The 20978-nt window shown below is 67.0% G+C and carries 18 protein-coding genes; 13 read left to right on the forward strand and 5 right to left on the reverse strand.

Features of this window, described 5'->3' with window-relative positions; genetic code table 11:
* Positions 1-240: 240 nt before the first annotated feature.
* The 5 genes from C7I84_RS24135 to C7I84_RS24155 all read left to right on the forward strand — a co-directional run bounded on the left by C7I84_RS24135 (position 241) and on the right by C7I84_RS24155 (position 5080).
* A complete protein-coding gene (locus C7I84_RS24135) occupies positions 241-1371 on the forward strand; it encodes an ABC transporter permease (protein ID WP_106774781.1) in 1131 nt (376 codons plus the stop codon).
* A gap of 2 nt (positions 1372-1373) precedes the next feature.
* Entirely contained in the window at positions 1374-2996 is a 1623-nt protein-coding gene (locus C7I84_RS24140) for an ABC transporter ATP-binding protein (protein WP_106774782.1), read from the forward strand.
* A 241-nt stretch (positions 2997-3237) separates the two neighbouring features.
* Positions 3238-3486 carry a glycine zipper domain-containing protein gene (locus tag C7I84_RS24145; protein ID WP_106774783.1) on the forward strand — a complete coding sequence of 83 codons (249 nt, stop codon included), beginning with the start codon at positions 3238-3240 and terminating at the stop codon, positions 3484-3486.
* A 165-nt stretch (positions 3487-3651) separates the two neighbouring features.
* The gene (locus C7I84_RS24150) at positions 3652-3873 is read left to right on the forward strand and encodes a hypothetical protein (RefSeq protein ID WP_106774784.1); all 222 of its coding nucleotides are present in this window, start codon (positions 3652-3654) and stop codon (positions 3871-3873) included.
* Between the two features lie 298 nt (positions 3874-4171).
* Complete coding sequence (locus tag C7I84_RS24155; RefSeq protein WP_133170149.1) at positions 4172-5080, forward strand: hypothetical protein; 909 nt, start codon at positions 4172-4174, stop codon at positions 5078-5080.
* Between the two features lie 93 nt (positions 5081-5173).
* Here C7I84_RS24155 and C7I84_RS24160 read toward each other — a convergent pair whose 3' ends face one another.
* The 5 genes from C7I84_RS24160 to C7I84_RS24180 form a co-directional block, all read right to left on the reverse strand.
* A complete protein-coding gene (locus C7I84_RS24160; RefSeq protein ID WP_106774786.1) occupies positions 5174-6187 on the reverse strand; it encodes an aldo/keto reductase in 1014 nt (337 codons plus the stop codon).
* 14 nt (positions 6188-6201) lie between these two features.
* Positions 6202-7176: an ABC transporter permease gene (locus tag C7I84_RS24165; protein ID WP_106774787.1), complete on the reverse strand. Its 975-nt coding sequence runs from the start codon at positions 7174-7176 to the stop codon at positions 6202-6204.
* Between the two features lie 8 nt (positions 7177-7184).
* Complete coding sequence (locus tag C7I84_RS24170) at positions 7185-8759, reverse strand: sugar ABC transporter ATP-binding protein (protein WP_106774788.1); 1575 nt, start codon at positions 8757-8759, stop codon at positions 7185-7187.
* Complete coding sequence (locus C7I84_RS24175) at positions 8756-10015, reverse strand: sugar ABC transporter substrate-binding protein (RefSeq protein ID WP_106774789.1); 1260 nt, start codon at positions 10013-10015, stop codon at positions 8756-8758. Before C7I84_RS24175 ends, C7I84_RS24170 begins: the two co-directional genes overlap by 4 nt.
* 373 nt (positions 10016-10388) lie before the next feature.
* Complete coding sequence (locus C7I84_RS24180; RefSeq protein WP_106774790.1) at positions 10389-11399, reverse strand: LacI family DNA-binding transcriptional regulator; 1011 nt, start codon at positions 11397-11399, stop codon at positions 10389-10391.
* Between the two features lie 320 nt (positions 11400-11719).
* Between C7I84_RS24180 and C7I84_RS24185 the strand changes: the two genes are divergently transcribed.
* The 8 genes from C7I84_RS24185 (at position 11720) to C7I84_RS24220 (ending at position 20939) form a co-directional block, all read left to right on the forward strand.
* Complete coding sequence (locus C7I84_RS24185; protein ID WP_106774791.1) at positions 11720-12841, forward strand: sugar ABC transporter substrate-binding protein; 1122 nt, start codon at positions 11720-11722, stop codon at positions 12839-12841.
* 97 nt (positions 12842-12938) lie between these two features.
* Positions 12939-14405: a sugar ABC transporter ATP-binding protein gene (locus C7I84_RS29820; protein ID WP_165816195.1), complete on the forward strand. Its 1467-nt coding sequence runs from the start codon at positions 12939-12941 to the stop codon at positions 14403-14405.
* A complete protein-coding gene (locus tag C7I84_RS24195) occupies positions 14383-15378 on the forward strand; it encodes an ABC transporter permease (RefSeq protein ID WP_165816196.1) in 996 nt (331 codons plus the stop codon). The genes C7I84_RS29820 and C7I84_RS24195 overlap by 23 nt, the downstream gene beginning before the upstream one ends.
* Positions 15375-16334: an ABC transporter permease gene (locus C7I84_RS24200; protein ID WP_106774793.1), complete on the forward strand. Its 960-nt coding sequence runs from the start codon at positions 15375-15377 to the stop codon at positions 16332-16334. The genes C7I84_RS24195 and C7I84_RS24200 overlap by 4 nt, the downstream gene beginning before the upstream one ends.
* Before the next feature lie 45 nt (positions 16335-16379).
* A complete protein-coding gene (locus C7I84_RS24205) occupies positions 16380-17165 on the forward strand; it encodes an SDR family oxidoreductase (RefSeq protein WP_106774794.1) in 786 nt (261 codons plus the stop codon).
* Positions 17162-17935: an SDR family NAD(P)-dependent oxidoreductase gene (locus C7I84_RS24210; RefSeq protein ID WP_106774795.1), complete on the forward strand. Its 774-nt coding sequence runs from the start codon at positions 17162-17164 to the stop codon at positions 17933-17935. The genes C7I84_RS24205 and C7I84_RS24210 overlap by 4 nt, the downstream gene beginning before the upstream one ends.
* Before the next feature lie 50 nt (positions 17936-17985).
* On the forward strand, positions 17986-19959 hold the full coding sequence (locus C7I84_RS24215) for an alpha-ketoacid dehydrogenase subunit alpha/beta (protein ID WP_106774796.1): 1974 nt from the start codon (positions 17986-17988) through the stop codon (positions 19957-19959).
* A 65-nt stretch (positions 19960-20024) separates the two neighbouring features.
* Positions 20025-20939, forward strand: a complete 915-nt coding sequence (locus C7I84_RS24220; RefSeq protein ID WP_106774797.1) for an alpha/beta hydrolase — start codon at positions 20025-20027, stop codon at positions 20937-20939.
* Positions 20940-20978: the final 39 nt, after the last annotated feature.

Consider the following 20978-nt stretch of genomic DNA (forward strand, 5'->3'; position numbering starts at 1 on the left):
GCAAAGCGCATGCCCCGTCCCTTTCTGAGTCTCGACAACCAGAAGGTAGACGGAAAATCCCCGTCTCTCGGGGCATGCGCCTGCGGCATTTCGATTCACCAACAACTTTCCCCGGACAGCCCTGCCGTAAACGGGGGAGGATCGACGGCGCGGCCGGCCGCGACCCTGGATCCTCCCCTGCGAAGCGGGGGAGGGGGACCACGCGAAGCGTGGTGGAGGGGGCGTTTGCGGGGCACGACCATGACTGATCTCACCGCCGCAGCCATGCTGGAGCAGCCCGTGGTCGGCCGCTCCTTCTGGGGCGATGCCTGGGCGCGGCTGAAGGCGAACCGCGCCGCCATGGTCAGCCTGATCTATCTCTGCCTGATGGCCGTCGTCTGCATCGTCGGGCCGTGGTTCGTGCCGCACCAGTACACCACCATCTATGCCGACTATGTGCGCACGCCGCCGAGCCTGTCCGCCTATCCCAAGGCCGAGATGATCGAGACAGCGCTGGGCGACGTGGTCAAGCGCATGCGCGTCGATCTGAAGGAATGGCGGCAGGAGGAGGAGCGGGTCTACGCGACAGTGACCTCCTCGCGCGAGATCGATGATCGCGTCACGCGCTATGTCGACCGTTCCGACACGTTCGACGATGCCAGGGTCGAGGAGAAGTCGGCCGACGGCATGACGATGGTGGTGAGCGGCGCCATCAAGCAGCAATATTTCCTGTTCGGCACCGACAACACCGGCCGCGACCTGCTTTCGAGGACGCTGATGGCGGGCCGCGTGTCGCTGGCGATCGGCCTGCTTGCCGGCGTCGTCGCGGTGGCGATCGGCGTGCTCTACGGCGCCACGGCGGGCTTCCTCGGCGGCCGCGTCGACGAGGTGATGATGCGCGTCGTCGACGTGCTTTATTCGCTGCCCTTCATCTTCTTCGTCATCATGCTGGTGGTGTTCTTCGGCCGCAACTTCGTGCTGATGTTCCTGGCGGTCGGCGCGGTGCTGTGGCTCGACATGGCGCGCATCGTGCGCGGCCAGGCGCTGTCGATCCGACGGCAGGAATATGTGCAGGCGGCCGAGGCGCTGGGCGTGTCGCGGCGCGGCATCCTCGCCCGCCACATCGTGCCCAACCTGCTCGGCGTCGTCGTCATCTACATGACGCTGCTGGTGCCGCAGGTGATCATTCTGGAGAGCTTCCTTTCCTTCCTCGGCCTCGGCGTGCAGGAGCCGATGACCAGCTGGGGCGTGCTGATCTCGGTCGGCGCCAAGAACATCGGCACGGCCAACTGGCTGCTGCTGTTCCCGGCGGTGTTCCTGGTGTCGACGCTGTTTGCGCTGAACTTCGTCGGCGACGGGCTGCGCGACGCGCTCGACCCGAAGGACCGCTGACGATGGCCGGGGGCGATCCGATCCTGGCGGTAAGAGACCTGCATGTGCGCTTCCGCACGCTCGACGGCACGGTCGAGGCGGTGAGGGGCATCAACCTTCACGTCGACGCCGGCGAGACGGTGGCGATCGTCGGCGAATCCGGTTCCGGCAAGAGCCAGACAATGATGGCGGCGATGAGCCTGCTTGCGTCCAACGGCAGTGCCGTAGGGACGGTCGATTATCGCGGACGCAACCTGCTCGACCTGCCGAAAAGCGAGCTGAACAGGATCCGCGGCTCCCGGATCAGCATGATCTTCCAGGAGCCCATGACCTCGCTCGACCCGCTCTATTCGATCGGCAGCCAGCTGATGGAGCCGATCCGGCGGCACCGCGGCCTCTCGGCGGCGCAGGCGAAGGCGGAGGCGATCCGGCTGCTGGAGTTGGTGCGCATTCCCGAGCCGCGGCGCCGCTTCAAGTCCTATCCCTACGAGATGTCCGGCGGCCAGCGGCAGCGCGTGATGATAGCCATGGCGCTCGCCAACGATCCAGACATCCTGATCGCCGACGAGCCGACGACGGCGCTCGACGTCACCGTGCAGGCGCGCATCCTCGAGCTGCTCGCCGAGCTGCAGCGGAAGCTCGGCATGGCGATCGTCTTCATCACCCACGATCTCGGCATCGTCCGCCGGCTCGCCGACCGCGTCTACGTCATGCGCTCTGGCGAGGTGGTGGAGGAGGGGGCGACGGAGGCGATCTTCGCGGCGCCGAGACACGACTACACGAAGATGCTGCTGGCGGCCGAGCCGACCGGTTGCAAGGCGTCGCCGCCGGCCGGTGCGCCGGTGGTGCTGGAGGGGCGCAATGTCGAGGTGACGTTCCAGATCGGCGGCGGGCTGTTCGCCGGTCCGCCGATGATGCTGCGCGCCGTCGACCGGATTTCGCTGGCGCTGAGGCAGCGGCAGACCATCGGCATCGTCGGCGAATCCGGGTCGGGAAAGTCGACGCTCGGCCGCGCCCTGCTCCGGCTGCTGCCGAGCCAGGGCGTCATCCGCTTCGGCAGGAAGGACATCGACGGACTGGACCGCGAGGCGATGCAGCCGCTGCGGCGCGAGCTGCAGCTCGTCTTCCAGGATCCGTTCGGCTCGCTGTCGCCGCGCATGACCGTCGGCCAGATCGTCACCGAGGGTTTGCTCGTGCATGAGCCCTCCCTGTCGAAGGCCGAGCGCGACCGGCGCGCGATCGAGGCGCTGCGCGAGGTCGGGCTCGACCCGGCGATGCGCAACCGCTACCCGCATGAGTTCTCCGGCGGCCAGCGCCAGCGCATCGCGATCGCCCGCGCCATGATCCTCAAGCCCAAGGTGGTCGTGCTCGACGAGCCGACCTCAGCGCTCGACCGCTCGGTGCAGAAGCAGATCGTCGAGCTGCTGCGCGACCTTCAGCAGGCGCACGAGCTGTCCTACCTGTTCATCAGCCACGATCTCGCCGTGGTGCGCGCCATGGCCGACTACATCATCGTCATGCGCGACGGCAGGATCGTCGAGCAGGGGGAGACGGCCGCGATCTTCGACGAACCGCGCGAGGATTATACCCGTACGCTGATGGCCGCTGCCATGGACGCCACCCGGTTCCGGGTCGCCGTCGGCTGAGCTTTGAAGAAAAAAGGACCCGGCGTTGGGGCAAGTAGCCGGGTCCCTAAGGCATATCCATCTGGAAGCCCGAACAGTAACGGGCCCGTGTAACGGCTGCGTGCCGCGCGGTGCCGGTCGAATGTAACCATGCGAAAAGATTGGTCATGTGCCCGCTGGGGGCGCAGCTTGCGGGCGGGCCCATGGAACGTTACGCTTGAGATGGCGTTGATACGCGTCACAGAGAGAGGAAGTTCCGCGCATGAAGAAGATACTGATCGTCCTGGCAGTCGCGGCCGCCGTCGCCGGCTGCACGAGAACGGAAAAGGGCGCAGCGATCGGCGGTCTGGGTGGCGCTGCGCTCGGCACGGCGATTTCGGGCGACGCGGGCGGCGCCATCATCGGCGGCATCGCCGGCGCTACGGCTGGCGCGCTGATTGGCAACGCGAGCGAGCCGGGCAAGTGCCGCTATCGCGACCGCTACGGCCGTGTCTACATCGCCCGGTGCTGATCCGGTAAGGTTCGCCGGCCGATAAGGTTTGCCGCGACGACGCCCGCGCCTCTTGCGCGGGCGTTTTGCGTTTCGGCGGAGCCTGGCTTGCCCTCGGACGGCCTTGCCGGACGCGGTGTGCAACCGGGTGCAAGTATGGGCGTTTCCATCCCGAGGAGACTTGCCATGTCCAGCTTCGCACGACCGCCCCGCCTGACCCCGGATGGAAAGCCGCAGCAGCCGCGCCGCACGGGCGAGCAGCCGGAACGCAGTACCGTCGACCAGGCCGAGGACCCGGAAATCGCCGGCGACACCGAAGACGGCGGCTACGCCAACACCGACGAGGCACGGCCGGACGAGGATGGTCTGGTGCGCCGCGGCGAGGATCGCGATCGGCCGCTTATCTGAAGTCTGTTCCCCAAAGAGATGTCGCAGTCACCTGCGGGCGTGGCAACGCGTTCCCTTTTTCGTCGAAAACTTGGATATAGCGGGTGAATTGTGCCGCAAATTCTTCGAATAACGGCGATTTTGGATAGCAGAAAACGGATTTCCTTGGCAGAAAGCGGGTCCGGCCTCGGCGTTCACCCATGCGAGATAGAATATGCTTTTCGGTTTGACCCTGAAAAAGAAGGCTGCCTCGCCGGAGAAGACGCCTACCCGGAAAAGGGGTCGTTCGAAGGAAAGTCAGGGCGAGAGCTGGCAGAGGGTGCTCGACAAGGTCGAGAAATTTGTCGTCGAGCGGCCGGACGACCACATAGCCAGCCTGCTGGCGCGCTTCCGCGAACTGGACATCGGCAGGAAGGATCCGAAGCTCTTCTACAAAAAGACAAATCTGGTCAGGCCGCTCGGCGAACGCATCGCCGCCTCGGGCGGCTACGATCTTGACGATACCTTGTATTATCCCGACGTATGCGAAGGCCGCTACACCACCTCGACTGTCAGCGTGATCCGCTATCTGATGGGCTGCATCCGTTCGGATACCCGGGCGGTGGTCGAATTCGGCAGCGGCTGGTCCAGCAATCTGTTCCAGCTCTATGTCGCCCTCGGCACCACGCGCTCGCGGCGTATCCACTATCACGGCGCCGAATATACTGACGAAGGGCAGGAATGCGGCAGGAAGATCGCCAAGCACGACGGCAAGATCAACTATACCGCCCATCCGTTCGACTACAGGAAGCCTGACGCCTCGTTTCTCAAGGACTGCAAGGGCCACGTCCTGGTCTTCACCAAGCACTCCGTCGAGCAGGTCGACCTCATCGACCCCGATCTGTACGAGCAGCTCTGGCAGTTGCAGGCCGACGTCACGCTCGTCCATTTCGAGCCGGTCGGCTGGCAGCGATCATCCGCGCTGATGGCGCGGCGCGCGGCCGACGATGACAAATTCTTCGACAAGATCGGCGAGCGCCTCGGCGGCGACGTAAAATCGGTCGACCGGCAGATGGCAAACGCGGCATGGTGGTCCTGGCGCAATGCCTACAACACCAACCTGCTGTCGATCGTCGAGGACTATACCGCCCGAGAGAAGTTCAAGCTCGTCAAGCGGGAATATGACTTCTCGGGCACGGCGAATGTCCTCAACCCGTCGACCCTGCTGCATCTCGAGCGCCGGGCCTGAGCGCGTAGGCCGCTCGGACGCGGGAGCTTCCGCATTCCGCTGCCGGCGCTGCACCGGTCCGCACTTTTGGCGGCCCGGAAGCTGCGGATCGCCCTATGTCGGCGCATTCTCGCGGATGAGGCCCTGCTTCTTCAAGGCAGCCCAGAACTCGCCGGGAATGGGATGCCCGATCAGGGCGACGTTCTCGTCGAGGTGCCGCTTCGTCCGGGTGCCGGGGATGTTCGTCGGGATCGCCGGATGGGCGAGCACGAACTGCAGCGCCGCCGCCTTGAGCGGCACGTCGTAGTCCCGGCACACCGCCTCGATCTTCGCGACCCGTTCGAGGATTTCCGGCCCCGCCTCGCTGTAATTGTAATGGGCGCCCTTGACCGCCCCTGCGGCGAGAATGCCGCTGTTGAAGCCGCCGCCGAGCACTATGGCGACGCCGCGCTCCTCGCAGAGCGGCAGGAAGGTGTCGAGCGCGTCCTGCTCCAGAAGGGTGTAGCGGCCGGCGAGCAGGAAGCAGTCGAAGTCGCGTTCGCGCAGCGCCGCCTCGCACACCTGCCATTCGTTGCAGCCGACGCCGATGGCCGACACCAGCTTTTCCGAGCGCAGCTTCTCGAGCGCTTTCCAGCCGCTGTCCATGGCGGTGCGGAAATGCTGCTTCTGCAGCTCCGGCCCGTGCGAAAAGACGTCGATGTCGTGGATGAAGGCGATGTCGATGCGCGACACGCCGAGCCGCTGCAGGCTGTCCTCGAAGGAGCGCATGCAGCCGTCGTAGCTGTAGTCGTGGACGACCTCGAACGGCGGCATGTCGACCCAGAAGAAGGAGGTGAGGCCGCCCGCCGGTACCGGCTTCAGCAGCCGCCCGACCTTGGTGGAGAGCACGTATTCGTCGCGCGGAAAGGCGCGCAGCGATTCGCCCAGGCGATGCTCGGACAGGCCGTGCCCATACATCGGTGCGGTGTCGAAATAGCGGAGCCCTGCATCCCACGCTCCCTTGATCACGGCGCGGGCATCCTCCTCCGGCACCGCGCGGAACTGGTTGCCGAGAGGTGCCGTGCCGAGGCCCATCGCCGTGACGTCGAGCCCCGTGCGCCCGAACTTCCTCTTTTGCGACGCCTTCATGTTCTCACTCCCTGTCACTTGATGAAGAGATATTTCGAGCGGTCGATGGTGAGCGATACCGCCAGGATGATGACCACGCCCTTGACGATGTCCTGGGTGAAGCTGTTGACCTCGGTCACGTCCATGCCGTTCGTCAAGATGGCGATGACCAGCACGCCGAGGAAGGTGCGGTGCGGACCGCCGATGCCGCCGGAGAGCGCCGTGCCCCCCATGACCACGGCAGCGATCGAATTCAGCAGCAGGCTGCCGCCGGCCGTCGGCGTGCCGGCGCCGACCTGTCCCGTCAGCATGACGCCGGCCAGGCCGCAGATCGCGCCGGCCAGCACGAAGGCGAGGATCTTGTAGAAGGTGACGGGTACGCCCGCATGCGCGGCGACGATCTCGCCGCCGCCGAGCGCATAGAGATAGCGGCCGAGTTTCGTACGGAAAGCGACGACCGTCAGCACCGCCGTGGCGATCAGCGCGAACCAGATGACGTTGGGCACGCCGAGCACCACCGATCCGTTGACGATGTCGGGCAGCAGGCTGTCCATGAACAGGATCGACTGTCCTTGCGATATCTGGTTGGTGACGCCGGAGAGGATGGACAGCATGCCGAGCGTGACGAGGAAGGACGGGACGCGCAGCATCGTCACCAGGCTGCCGTTGATCAGGCCGACCAGTGCGCCGACGCCGACGCCGGTGAGTATCGCGCCGGGTACGCCGAAGCGGTCGACGGTGAGCGCCGCCAGGATGCCGGCGAGCGTCACCAGCGCGCCGACCGACAGGTCGATCGAGCCGATCAGGATGACCACCGTGCCGGCCAGCGCGACCATCAGCAGCACGGCCGACTGCCGGCCGATGTTCAGCGCGTTGGCCGAGGAGAAGAACAGCGGGTTGATGTAGGTGAAGTAGGCGATCAGCACGACGATCGCCACCAGCGGCAGGATGATCGTTCGGAGGTCGAGGTCGCCCATGGTCTTGACTGCGCTTGCCGGTCTGTCGGCCATCTTCGCCCCTATAGCATGGCCGAAACCACGTCGACTTCGCGTGGCTTGGCGTCCCTAGGCGCCTCGACGACGGCGGAGACCGCGCCGTCGCGAAGCACCATGATACGGTTGGAGAGCCCGATCAGTTCGGGCAGGTTGTCGGAGACCAGCAGCACCGCGGCGCCTGCGTCCGCGATCTCGCGCATCAGCGAATAGATGTCTTCCTTGGCGCCGACGTCGAGGCCGCGGCCCGGATCGTCGAGAACCAGGATGCGGACGCCGCGCGCCAGCCATTTGGCGAAGACGATCTTCTGCTGGTTGCCGCCGGACAGCGTCCGGCAGGCGGCGGAGGGGCCGGGAGCGCGCACTTTGAGGCGCTGCATCCACTCGAGCGTCAGCGCCCGGCTGCGCCGCGACGACACGAGACCGAGCACGCCCAGCGCGATCTGCTTCAGATTGGGCAGGGTGAGGTTCCAGTCGACCGTGTCGGTGCCGATGATGCCGGCGACGGTGCGTTCGGCCGGCACGAAGCCGATGCCGTGGCGGATGGCGTCGCGCCGCGAGCCGCGCCGCAGGCGGGCGCCTGCCACAACGACATCGCCGTCGCTCTGCGCTTCGGCCCCGGCGACGATCCTGGCCAGCGTCGACTTGCCCGAACCGAGGACGCCGGCCACGCCGAGGATCTCGCCTTCGCGCAGTGCCAGGGAAACGCCGCGCAGATGCCCCGGCTTGGCGAGGCCGGCGGCTCTGAGCACGATGGCGGAGGCCGGCTCGCGCTGACTGGCCTCGCGATAATAGGCGTCGTTGCGCTGCCGGCCGACGATCAGTTCGTGCAGGCCTGTCTCGTCGATGCTGCCGATCGGACGCTGGTCGACGACCTGCCCGTCCTTGAGCGCCACGACCTCGTCGCAAGCCGCGAAGACGTCGGACAGGCGGTGCGAGACCAGCACGAAGGAGGCGCGCGCACGCCACCGGCGGATGCCGTCGAACAGTTTTGCGGCCTCGTTGTCGGAAAGCGCGCTGGTCGGCTCGTCGAGCAGGATGATCGGCTCGACCGGGTAGATCCGGCCGAGCGCGAACGCTTTGGCGATCTCGACGAGCTGCCGCTCGCCGAACGACAGGGAGCCGGTCAGCGCCGTCGGGGCGACATCGACCTGCAATTCGTCGAGCACGCTTCGGGCTTCCGCGATCATGGCGCGCCGGCGCAACCCACCGGCGATGGTGAATTTTTGCTCGCGCCCGAGAAAGATGTTTTCGAACACGGGCAAGGTCGGGATGAGGCCCTGTTCCTGGAACACCGTGGCGATGCCGTTGCGCGCCGCCTCGGTCGGATGGCCGAAGCGCACGGCCTGGCCGTTGATCGCGATCGATCCGGTATCCGGGCGCACGGTGCCGTTGATGATCGACAGCAGCGTCGACTTCCCCGCGCCGTTCTCGCCGACCAGGCCGAGCATCTGGTGTCGGCGCAGGACGAAGCTCACCCCGGACAAAGCCCTGGCGTCGGGATAGGTCTTGGAGATGTCGCGAAGCTCGAGAACCGGCGCGCCGGCCGGCGGCGGATCGTCCGGAATGTCCGGACGACCCGCCACGGTCTGTGCGATCACTTGAACGGGCCGCTCTTGTAGTGGTCGGCGTAGAGTTTCGTGACGGCGTCGAACTCGGCCTTCCACGCCGCCGCGTCGGCATAGGCGGGGTTGAGCTTGTCCTGTCCGTCCTGGCCGGCCCACTGGGTGGCCGGATCGATCGGATAGATGTTGTTCTGCGGGTCCCAATTGTCGGGATTGAGCGTGCGGCTCATCTTCGCCCAGTCGAAGGGCAGCTCGGCGCCCTGGTAGATTTTCTCGTTGATGGAGGCGGCGGTTTCGGCGGTTGCCGTCAGCGACCCGGTGTAGAGCAGTCGCTCCGCCAGGCGGGGTTTCCAGCCGGACAGCGCATCGAACAGCGTCACGGCGGCGAAGCCGGCCTGGTAGGGCGCGAGCGAGGTGTTGGTGGCCACGAACTGCTCGCCCTTCGCGACCTCCTGAAGGCCTTCCGACAGGCCGTCGATGCCCGCGATCTTCACGTTGGTCAGGTTGCGCTCCTTGAGCACGCTGAGGGCACCCAGCGCCATCGAGTCGTTTTGCGCGAACACCGCCTTCATGTTGGGATAGGCGGTGACCATGCTGAGCATGACGGTGCGCGCCTTCTCGCGGACCCAGTCGCCGCGCAGGCCGCCGACCAGCTTGATGCCCGGGAACTCGGCCGCCGCCTTCATCAGGCCGGCGGTGCGGGCATCGTCGGTGGGCGTGGCGAGGCCCTTGATGTGGACGACCTCGCCCTCGCCGCCGATCGACTTGAACAGTTCCTTGCCGACCTGGTAGCCGGCCTCGACGGAGTTGGCGGTCATGTAGTTGACGAAGTAGTCGCCGACGTCGGAGGGCGTGAACCAAGCCGGGATCTCCCAGATCGCGGTGTAGTAGACCTTGTTCTCCTGGCAGAGCTTGGCGATCATCGGCACTTCGCCGGCGGCGACGACGGTGTTGATCAGCATGTTGACGCCCTGGGTCGGCAGGCCTCGCACCTGGCTGATCTCGCGGGCGGCGTCATTGTCGTGATAGAGCTCGACCTGTTCGACGTTGAGCGCCCCGGCGGTCGCCTTGAAGCCCTTGATGAAGGCTGCCCAATAGTCGTTGGCCGGCGTGGCGACGCAGGTGGCGGCCTTGCCGGCCGGCGCCGCGAACGCCCGATTGGCGAAGGCGCCCGCTGCCGCGCCGACGGGCACCGCGATGCCGGCGGCCGCCGCAAGCTGCATGAAGGCACGGCGCGACACCGAATTCCGGATTGCCGGAATGGCCCTGACGATATCCTCTTCCCGAGACATGCTCACTCCCCTTGCTTTGTGGATCAACAATCGATTGCAGTATGTGTTGTGAAAACCCGCCGCAACCTCCCGAGAGCGATCAGGGTAACAATCGAATCGACCTGGTTTGCCAGACGCCGCTCCTTATCCAAGGTATTTCGGTTCCTCGGGAGGGCATGCGGTCCTGTATTTTATGCTTACGAGAAGACGTGTTGTCAATCGATTGCAAAGATTCTCATATCGGTAATGTCCTCGCTTCGGCATCGCTCAGCCCGGAATCCTGGATGTGTCGCGCCGAGAGCGGCGTTGACGGGCTTCATCGTCGGTAGGTCGGACCGCGTCCGCGGCGGCGGCCTTCAGGCTGGTTGAGGACATGGATTGCCGAGCGAAATGACTACGAAGAAGCCCTTACGATCAGCGATGGGGTGAACGACCGGCTCTCGACCGTGTAGCCGGGATTGCCGATCAGGTTGCGCACGAGCTCGCCCGCGTGCCGGCTGACCTCCTCGACCGGATAGTCGACCGTCGACAGCGGCACCGCCAGCACGCGCGACAGATGCGTGTTGTTGAACCCGACGATGGCCAGGTCGGCGGGGTAGCGCAGCCCGCGATGGCGCATCGCCTCGATGATGCCGAGGGCGAGCGCGTCGTTGTGGGCGAACACGGCGGTCGGCCGCGGGCTGGCCGCCAGCAGGGCGTCGAGGGCGCGCTTGCCGGCGGCTGATGTGGCGTTGTCGGCGAACACGCCGTGGGGAATCTCGGCGATGCCGCGGTCCCGGCACACTTCCGAAAAACCGCGTGCCCGCTGCTTGAAGGTGGCGGCCATCGGCGGGCCCTGGACCTGGCAGACCACCTTGTGGCCGCGATCGGCGAAGTGCGTGGCAACCATGGCGCCGCCGGCGCGGTCGTCGCAGAGTGCTGACGGGAAGCTTGCACCGGAGATCGCACGGATAGCCAGGACGACCGGCGCCTCCTTGGCCGCGTCGCGCAGCACGTCGGCATCGGTCTCGGTGGAGGCCAGCGAGACGATGGCGTCGACGCGGCGCGACAGGAAGGTCTGCACGAGGTGGCGCGTCGCCCCCGACTGGTCGAGCGTCTCGGCGATCAGCGGCGTCAGCGGCGGCACGACGCGCTGGTCGAGATGCCGGAACATCGTGCGGATGACGTTGATGAAGGTCTCGTTGCCGAGATCGGGCACGAGGACGCCCACCGTGTGCGAGCGTCCGCGCCGCAGCGAGGCAGCGGTCAGGTCGGGCCGGTAGCCGGCGGCGCGCGCTTCCTCGCGGATGCGCTCGCGGGTTTCGGCCGCGACCAGATGGGCCTTGTCCTCGCTGAGCGCGCGCGAGATCGTCGAGCGGTCGACCCCGAGCTTGCGCGCCAGTTCGCGCATGTTGAGCCGTGTCATGCCCGCTGGGGCCTCTCGCTAACGCATTGCCCGCACGCGATGTTTCGTTCCGCCATCGGCGTCTTCCTTTTCTCCCGGCTCGCCGGCGACAGGCGGCCGGGCCGGCTTGCTACCACAGGTGGATTTTTCATTTTGAACATATTTTTCCCCCGCAGCCATCCTGCTGGGGCTTACCCTCGCGTCCATCCGATTTCATGCCCTTCGCGGCCCTGAACCCGCAGGGTAACAAGTTCGACGAGCGCACGAAACATCCTTTGCAATCGATTGACAAGCGTTTTCTTGCGGATTAATCAGTCCCGCATCCACTTTGGGAGGAACGGATGGATACGAACAGTCTGGCGCGCTTCGCCATTGCCTTCGCCCTGACGACCGCAGCCGTGCCCGCCCTGGCGCAGGCGCCGGACGGAAAGCTCGACGGCGAGGGCAAGGAAATCGTCGTGCTCATGCCGAGCCGCAGCAACGCCTATCTGGCGCAGTGGATCCGCGGCGCGGAGAAGAGCGCGGCCGAGGCCAACTACAAGCTGACGGTCATCGAGAACAATTTCGACCAGACCGAGCAGGATGCCCAGACGCAGCAGCGTATCGGCTCGGCCAGCCAGCCGGCCGCCTATGTGTGGTGGCCGGCCGACAACCAGGCGGGACTGGCGACGCTGCGGCGCCTCAGCCGCACCGGCGTGCCGGTGTTCCAGGTCAACCAGGCGCTGCGCCCCGAGGCCGAGGACCTGGTCGTCGCCTATGCCGGCGTCGACGACTTCTTCAACGGCCAGGTGGCGGGCAAGAACGCCATCGCCGCGCGCGACGCCTATGTGGCGGCCGGCGGCAAGCTTGCGAGCGACGGCGGCAATCTGGTCATGCTGAAATTCATCCCCGGCTATTCCGCCGGCGACGACCGCGAGGCCGGCTTCCTGGAGGCAACCAAGGACAAGCCCTTCAACGTCATCGCCACCGAATATGCCGGCTTCGACAACGCCAGCGGCTACAAGGCGATGAGCCAGCTCATCCCCAGCATCCGCGGCAAGGGCGTGAACTTCGTCTACGGCCTGTCGGACGGGCCGGTGACCGGCGCGGTGCAGGCGCTGGAGGAGGTCGGCCTGGTGCCCGGCAAGGACGTCTATCTGGTCAGCGCCACCTGCATCGCCGACATCTCGGCCATCCAGACCGCCAAGGAGTTCGCCACCGGTGTGCAGGCCGCGGGGCTCGAAGGCTGGTTCTCGCTCAACGTGGTCGCCCGCTACTTCGAATACGGACAGCAGGTGACGGAGGGCCAGTATGTCGCGCCGGACACGGCCGACGCGCGGCCCGAGTTCAACTTCGCGCCGAGCAAGATCAACATCATCCCGAACCCGCAGGTCGTCGTCGGCACCGACAAGGACAAGGCGGGCGAGGTGCTCTCGAGTTTCAAGCTGTGGGGCGAGACCTTCCAGGACCACTGCGTCTACTGAACGCACTCCCGAGCGGGACGGGCCCAGGGTCCGTCCGCCCCGCGATCGACGGCGCCGGGTGCGGCGCCCCGACCAGCCAGACAGCGGCACGAAAAGCATGTTGGAAATCAGCGGCCTATCGAAGTCCTACGGACCGGTCCATGCGCTGACGGATGTGAGCTTCCGGGCGGAGCGCGGCAAGGTCACGGCGCTGCTCGGCGAGAACGGCGCCGGCAAGTCGACGCTGGTCAAGATCCTGTCCGGGCTGATCGCGCCGACTGGGGGCAGCATCCGCCTGGACGGCGAGAAGGTGGATCTGTCCACGCCCGGGCGGGCCGGACGTTCCGGCGTGGCGGTGGTGCAGCAGGAAATCAGCGTGCTGCCGAACCTCAGCGTGGCGGAGAACTTCATGCTGGCGCAGCCGTCGCGCTGGCTGTCGCGCCGGACGGCACCGGCGCTCTGCAGGCCCTATCTGCAACGCCTCGGCCTCGGCCATGTCGACCCGGCGAGATCCGTCGGGGAGCTGACCATCGGTGAGCGGCAACTCGTCGAGATCGCCCGCATGCTGGCGCAGGACGCACGGGTGCTCGTCCTCGACGAGCCGACCGCCGCGCTGGCCGACAGCGACATCGCGCTGGTGCATGAGGCGGTGCGCCGGCTGGCGCGGGAAGGCAATGTCGTCCTCTACATCACCCACCGGCTGAACGAGCTTGACGAGATCTGCGACCAGGCGGTGGTGCTGCGCAACGGCCGCCTCGCCGACCATTTTTCCACCGGAGATGCGACCATAACGCGGGTCGTCCACGCCATGATCGGGCGAAATCTGGATGAACTTTACCCGAATTCCGGTCTGTCCGGGAGAAAACCCGGCGCGCAGCCGGCGGTCAGCCTGAGGGGAGTTACCACCGCCGGGCTGGCGTCTCCCGTCGGCCTCGATCTGCGGCCGGGCGAGGTGGTCGCCACCTGCGGACAACTCGGCAGTGGGTTCGTCGAGCCGCTGCGGGCGATCGCCGGCGTCAGTCCGGTCACCGCCGGCAGCATCGCCTTCGACTCCGAGCGTACCAAGGCGGGCGTCGCCTATTGCTCCGACGATCGGCAGCTCGACGGCTTCTTCCGCGACCTGCCGGTATGGGAGAACCTGAGCGCGCCGGGCCTCGCCGCCTCTGGTCTCTGGGGCATCGCCAGCGCCTCAAAACTGCGCCGCGCCGTCGAGGGTATCGCCGAGCGCATGACCATCCTGCCGGCCTATCGCGAACGTCCGGTGCGGGCGCTGTCGGGCGGCAACGCCCAGAAAGTGTCGATCGGCAAATGGCTCTCCAACAATCCGCGCGTGCTGCTTTTGGAGGAGCCGACGCGCGGCGTCGATGTCGGCGCCCGCGCCGAAATATACCGGCTGCTGCGCGCGCTTGCCGACGAGGGGCTGGCGGTGCTGTTCGCCAGCACCGATCTCGACGAGGTTCTGGGTTTCGGCGAGCGCGTGCTCGTCTTCCACGGCAACCGACTGGTGCACGAAGCGCCGTCGCGGACGTTCTCCCGCGACGGGCTCGCCAAATGGATCACACATGGCGGACTTGAGCGTGAATGACGTCGCGGCACGGCAGGGTTCGGCGCAGCCGGCAAAGGGCGGCGGGCGCGCCTGGCTGCGCCGCGCCGCGCCGTTCCTGCCAATCCTCGCTCTGGCCGGCGTCGCGGCGCTAACTGTTGACGGCTTCGGCACCGCGCCCAACCTGATCGCCGTCGTGCAGGCCTCGGCCATCACCGGCATCGCCGCCATCGGTACCGCCGCGATCACCATCAGCGGCAAGTTTGTCAGCCTGGCGATCGAGCAGCAGGCTGTGACGGCGGCCTATATCTTCGCCGCGGCCGTCTCGGCCGGCCAGCCGGCCCTCGTCGCGGTGCTGCTGGCCTTCGCCGCCGCCGTCCTGCTCGGCGGTGCGCAGGGCTATCTGGTGTCGCGCGGCCTCAATCCGATCGTCACGACGCTCGCCTTCGGCTCCGTGCTGTTCGGCTCCGTGGTGATGCTGGCCGACAACCGCACCATCACGCTCAGCCCCAACCCCATCGCCTGGCTGGGCGGCGGCACCACCTTCGGCATTCCCAACCAGGCGATCGTCTTCGCCGTGCTGCTGGTGCTCGGCTCGTTGTTCCTGTCGCGCACCAAACTCGGGCGGCAGATGGTTCTGACCGGGGCCAATGCGCGCGCCGCCGACCTGGTCGGCGTGCCGACGCGGCGCATCGTCGTGTTCGCCTTCGTCGCCGCCGCACTTGCGGCAGCCCTGGTCGGCATCCTGGTGGTCGGCCAGGTCTCGCAGGCCAAGAGCGACATGTTCCGCGGCCTCACCATCGACGTGGTCGCCGCCATCCTGGTCGGCGGCATCGCCATCCAGGGCGGGGAAGGGCAGCTCTGGCGCGCCGGTTTCGGCGCCATCGTGCTCACCATGCTCGGCAACATCATGCTGCTGCTCGGCATCGACGCCGGCGTGCGCGATCTGATCAAAGGTCTGCTGGCGGGCGGCGTGCTGTTGTCGATGACGCTGCTGAAGGCGCGCAACCCATGACCAGGCTGCTCGATCTCGACGCCGGCTTCAAGGTCAGGCTTGCCGTCTGCGCCGTCCTGCTGGTCGTGCTGTCGGCCACCGTCCCGGGCTTCGCCACGATCTCCAACGCCGCCTCGATCACCGAGAACATCGGGCTGATCGCGCTGGTCGGCACCGGCATCATGCTGACCATGGTGGTTGGGCAGCTCGACCTCGCCGTCGCCTCGGTCGCCGCCGTCGCCGCGATCATGGCGCTGTCGCTGGCGGAAACCTCGCTGACGCTCGGCATCGTCGTCGCCCTGCTGACGGCGGGCCTCTACGGCGCCGTCATCGGCTACGTCATCGACCGCACCGGCGTGAACTCGCTGGTTCTCACGGTCTGCATGCTGATCGCTTTGCGCGGCCTGGCGCTGGTGCTCGCGCCGAAACGTCCGGCGATCCTGCCGGGGGACCTCTTCCACATTTCGGACGCGCTGGTCATTCCGTGGGGACCGGTGACGCTGCTCGGCATCATCGGTTTCGCCATCGTGCTGGCCGTCGGCTGGCTGATGCGCAACAGCAAGCTCGGGCTCTCCATGTATGCCGTGGGCGGCAATGTCGAGCGGGCGCGGGGTTCCGGCGTGTCGACCACACGGGTCTACATGGCCGCCTTCGCCGGCTCGGCGATGCTCGGCGCCACGGCCGGCATCCTCGCCGCGCTGCGCTCCGGCTCCGCGTCCGGCATCGGCTTCGACGGCTTCCTGCTGGCCGGCATCACCGTCGCGGTGGTCGGCGGCGTGCCGCTGGAGGGCGGGCGCGGCACTATCGTCAACGTGCTGCTCGGCGCGCTCATCATCCGGCTGATCTCGTCGGCGGTGGCGCTCGGCGGCATTCCGGGATCGTTCGAGAGCATCGTGACCGGCGCCATCCTGCTGGCGATGCTCCTGCTAGACTATCAGCTACGCCGCAAGGGAAGGACGCGCCATGCGCATGCCTGACGGGCGGACGGACCAGTATCCGAAATTTCGAGAGGAGAAGAGAAGATGAGCACACAAGGGAAGGGCGCCGTCGTCACCGGCGCCGCCAGAGGCATTGGCCGGCAGATCGCCACGGCGCTGATGGAGGACGGCTACGGCGTCGTCATCGCCGACATCGATCCGGAAGTCGGCGGCCGCACTGTCGCCGAACTCGGCAAGGCGCATCCGGACCGCGTCGTCTTCGCCAGGGTCGACGTGACCAGCCGGGACGACCAGAAGGCCGCGATCGCCATCTGCCGCAAGCAGTTCGGCGGCATCTCGGTGATGGTCAACAATGCCGGCTTCAACAAGCCCGAGCCTTTCCTGGAGGCGACAGAGAAAACCTGGCACGCGATCATGAACGTCAACGCGCTGGGCGTGCTGATCGGCATCCAGGAAGCCGCCAAGGCGATGATCGCGGACGGCACCAGGGGCAAGATCATCAACACCGCCTCGATCGCCGGGCGCACCGGCTTTGCCGACTTCGCGCCCTATTCGGCGAGCAAGGCGGCAGTGATCAGCCTGACCCAGGCGGCGGCGCGCGCGCTCGCCGGCAAGGGCATCACCGTCAACGCCTTCGGCCCGGGCGTCGTCGACACGCCGCTGTGGGAAAAGCTCGACGCCGACCTCTTGGCCATGGGCGCCAGCTCGGCGCCGGGCGAGGCGATGAACTCGCTGGCCAGCCAGATCCTGCTCGGCCGCGTCGCCAAGCCGTCGGACGTCGTCGGCACGGTGCGTTTCCTGTGGTCGCAGCAGTCGGATTACATGACCGGTCAGGTCCTGCTGATCGACGGCGGGATGATCCTGCAATGAGCGCGCGCACCGGAGTTCTGACGGGCGCCGCCGGCGGCATCGGCCGCGCCACCGCCGAGCGGCTGGCCAGGGACGGCTTTTCGCTGGTTCTGGTCGACCTCACCGACAAGGTGAAGGAGGTGGCGCGGGAAGTCGCCGCCTCCACCGGGGCGACGGTGGTCGGCGTTTCCGCCGACATCACCGACCCGGCGCACTACGGCGCCATCGACAGGGAGATCGCGGCGATCGGCGCGCCGCTGAAATTCCTCGGCCTGGTCGCCGGCGTGCTGCAGAAGGTCGGCTCGATCGAGACGCTCGACGTCGAGGAATGGGACCGCGTCTTCAACATCAACCTGCGCGCCAACCTCTTGCTGATGAAACACTTCATCCCGGCGCTCAGGGCAGCCGACGGCGCCTCGATCGTCACGGTGTCGAGCTGGTACGGCAAGAGCGGGCACGGCTTCTTCGGCGCCTACTGCGCGTCCAAGGCTGGCGTCATCTCGCTCACCCACACGGCCGCCGCCGAGCTTGCTGGCGACAAGATCCGCGTCAACTCGGTGGCGCCGGGCAACGTCGCGACCTCCATGCATCTCGACGCCCTGCACGAGGAGGCGGCCAAGCGCGGCGTCACTTTCGAGGCGATGAAGAAAACCGAATGGGACAAGATCCCGGTCGGCCGCGCCGCCGAGCCGTCGGAGATCGCCTCGGCGATTTCCTTCCTCGCCGGCCCGGACGGCTCCTATCTCACCGGCGCCACCATCGACGTGAACGGCGGGTGCCTGTTCTCATGAGCCTGGCGCGTCGGGAAAGGGCGGTCTCGGCCAGGCAGGGCGTGTCTCCCATGCTGGAGACGGCCCGGCTCGAGACCTTCTTTCTCGACATGTGGCGCATCCGCCGCTTCGAGGAGCGGGCGGCGGAACTGTTCAAGTCGGGCGTCATCAAGGGCACCGCCCATTCCTGCGTCGGTCAGGAGGCGATCGCCGTCGGCGCATGCGCGGCGCTCTCCGATGACGACTTCGTCGTCTCGCACCACCGCGGCCATGGCCACTGCATCGCCAAGGGCGCCGACATCGGCAAGATGATGGCCGAGCTGTTCGGCCGCGTCACCGGCTACGGCCACGGGCTCGGCGGCTCGATGCACATCGCCGCGCTCGACCGCGGCGTGCTCGGCGCCAACGGCATCGTCGGCGCCGGGCTGGGCATCGGCACGGGTGCCGCACTTTCGGCCAGCATCCGCGGCACCAGACAGGTATGCGTCGCCTTCTTCGGAGATGGCGCCGCCAACCAAGGCATTTTTCACGAGGCGCTCAATCTGGCGGCATTATGGAAGCTGCCGGTGATCTTCCTGTGCGAGAACAACGGTTACGGCCTGTCGCTTGCCGTCGAGCGCGCCTCGGCCGTTCCGCGCATCTCCGCCCGTGCTACCGCCTATGGCATTCCCGGCGAGACCATCGACGGCAACGACGCGGTGGCGGTGAAGGCCGCCGTCGACGCGGCGGTGGTGCGGGCGCGCTCCGGCGACGGGCCGAGCCTGGTCGAGGCGATGACCTATCGCTCGGGCGACCATTCGATGCGCACCAATTTGCCACGCTACCGCCCGCAGGCGGAGGAAGAGGCGTGGCGCCAACGCGACCCGATCGGCGCGATGGCGGCGCTGCTGCGGCAGCGGCAGGTCGGCCAGGCGCGGCTAGACGCCATCAGGGCGGAGGCCGATGCCGAGGTCGAGCAGGCGATCGCCGATGCGGAAGCCGCGGCCGAGCCGGAGATGGATATCCTGTTTCCGGCGGTGATTGCGCCGCTCGCCCCGGCCGAAGCCGAGCCGGAACCGGGCACGCGGCAAATCGGCTATGTCGAGGCGCTGCGCGAGGCCATGCACCAGGAGATGGCGCGCGACGACAGCGTGATCCTGCTCGGCGAGGACGTCGGCGGCATCGGCGGGCTGTTCCAGTGCAGCGCCGGCCTGCAGCAGGTGTTCGGGGCTGAGCGCGTGCGCGACACGCCGATCTCGGAGAACGTGATGGCGAACGCCGCCGTCGGCGCGGCGCTGACCGGCCTGCGGCCGATCGTCGAGGTGCAGTTCTTCGACTTCGTCACCCACATGATGGACGCGATCGTCAACCAGGCGGCGAAGCTGCGCTTCATGCTCGGCGGCGAGGCGCGTATCCCGCTGGTGATCCGCGGGCCGCAAGGCGGCGGCATCCGCCTCGGCGCGCAGCACTCGCAGTCGCTGGAGACGTGGTTCGCGCACATTCCCGGCCTGGTGGTGCTGGCGCCGTCCAATCCCTATGACGCAAAGGGCCTGCTCGCCGCAGCCATCCGCGACGACAACCCGGTGGTCTTCATCGAGCACAAGCTGCTCTACCAGCAGAGTCGGGGAACGGTGCCGGAGGCGGCTTACGCCCTGCCGATCGGCAAGGCGTCGATCCGGCGACCGGGCAGCGACGTCACCATCGTCGCCACCATGGCCATGGTGGATGTGGCACTCGCAGCGGCGCGCGAGCTTTCGCGCGACGGCATCGAGGCGGAAGTCGTCGACCCGCGCAGCCTGAGGCCGCTCGACGGCGAGACGATCATGACCTCGGTGCGCAAGACCAACCGCTGCGTCGTCGCCCATGAAGGCTGGACCAGCTACGGCTTCGGCGCGGAGATCTCGGCGCGCATCATGGAAGAGGCGTTCGACTGGCTCGACGCGCCGGTGGCGCGCGTCGGCATGGCCGAGGTGCCCATGCCCTACCATTCCGGACTGGAGCGCGATCTCATTCCCAACGCGGCGCGGATCGTGAGCGCCGCCCGCGACGTCTGCTATCGAAATTGACGGCGCGGCGCGGACTCATTTCTCGGACGAAAATGCAATCGATTGTCGAACTGCAGAGGAAAGCAATGACAAAACGGGTGGACGTGGAATTCAAGTCGGAGGGCACGACGGTGCGCGGCTGGCTGTATCTCGCCAGCGAAACGAAACGCTCGCCCACCGTGGTGCTGGCGGGCGGCTGGTGCTACGTGCGCGAGATCGTCATGCCGACCTATGCCAAGGCCTTCGCGGAGGCCGGCATCAACGCGCTGATCTTCGATTACCGCAATCTCGGCGTCAGCGACGGCGACGACCGCCAGCACCTCGACCCGTGGGCGCAGGTGAAGGACTACCAGAACGCCATCAGCTTCCTGGAGCGGCACGACCTCGTCGATCCCGAGCGCATCGGCGTCTGGGGCATCTCCTATTCCGGCGGCCACGCGCTCATCCTCGCGGCCATCGACCCGCGCGTCAAAACCATCGTCAGCCAGATCCCGGTGATCGACGGCTTTGAGAACATGCGCCGCGCCCACGGGACCATGCAATACCGCGCGCTCTGGGATCTGGTGCTGCGCGACCGCAAGCAGCGCTACGAGACCGGCGAGCGGCTCTATCTGCCGCACGCCACCGAGAACTCGGCGGAGGAGGTTTCCGCCTGGCCTTTCCCGGAGACCGTGCGCACGTTCCTGGCCATCAAGGCCTCGGAGGCGCCGCTCTACGAGAACAGGAGTTCCGTCGAGTCGGTCGATCTTCTCATGAATTACGATGTCGGCCCGTTCGTGAAGCGCATCTACAACACGCCGACACTGATGATCGTGGCGGAGGGCGACGATCTCACCCTGTGGGACCTGGAGATCGGCGCCTTCAACCAGATTCCGTCGGCCAGGAAGAAGCTGGAGGTGCTGCCGCACACCTCGCACATGACGCTTTATTCCGATCAGTCGAAGGTGAAGGTGGCCGCCGCCATGGCCCGCGACTGGTTCGTCGAGACGCTGAAGCCCTGATGGATGCTGGAACGGCTGGCGCGCGGATTTTTCGCGTGC

It is taken from the genome of Kumtagia ephedrae, assembly GCF_003012745.1.
In the GTDB taxonomy this organism is placed as follows: domain Bacteria; phylum Pseudomonadota; class Alphaproteobacteria; order Rhizobiales; family Rhizobiaceae; genus Kumtagia; species Kumtagia ephedrae.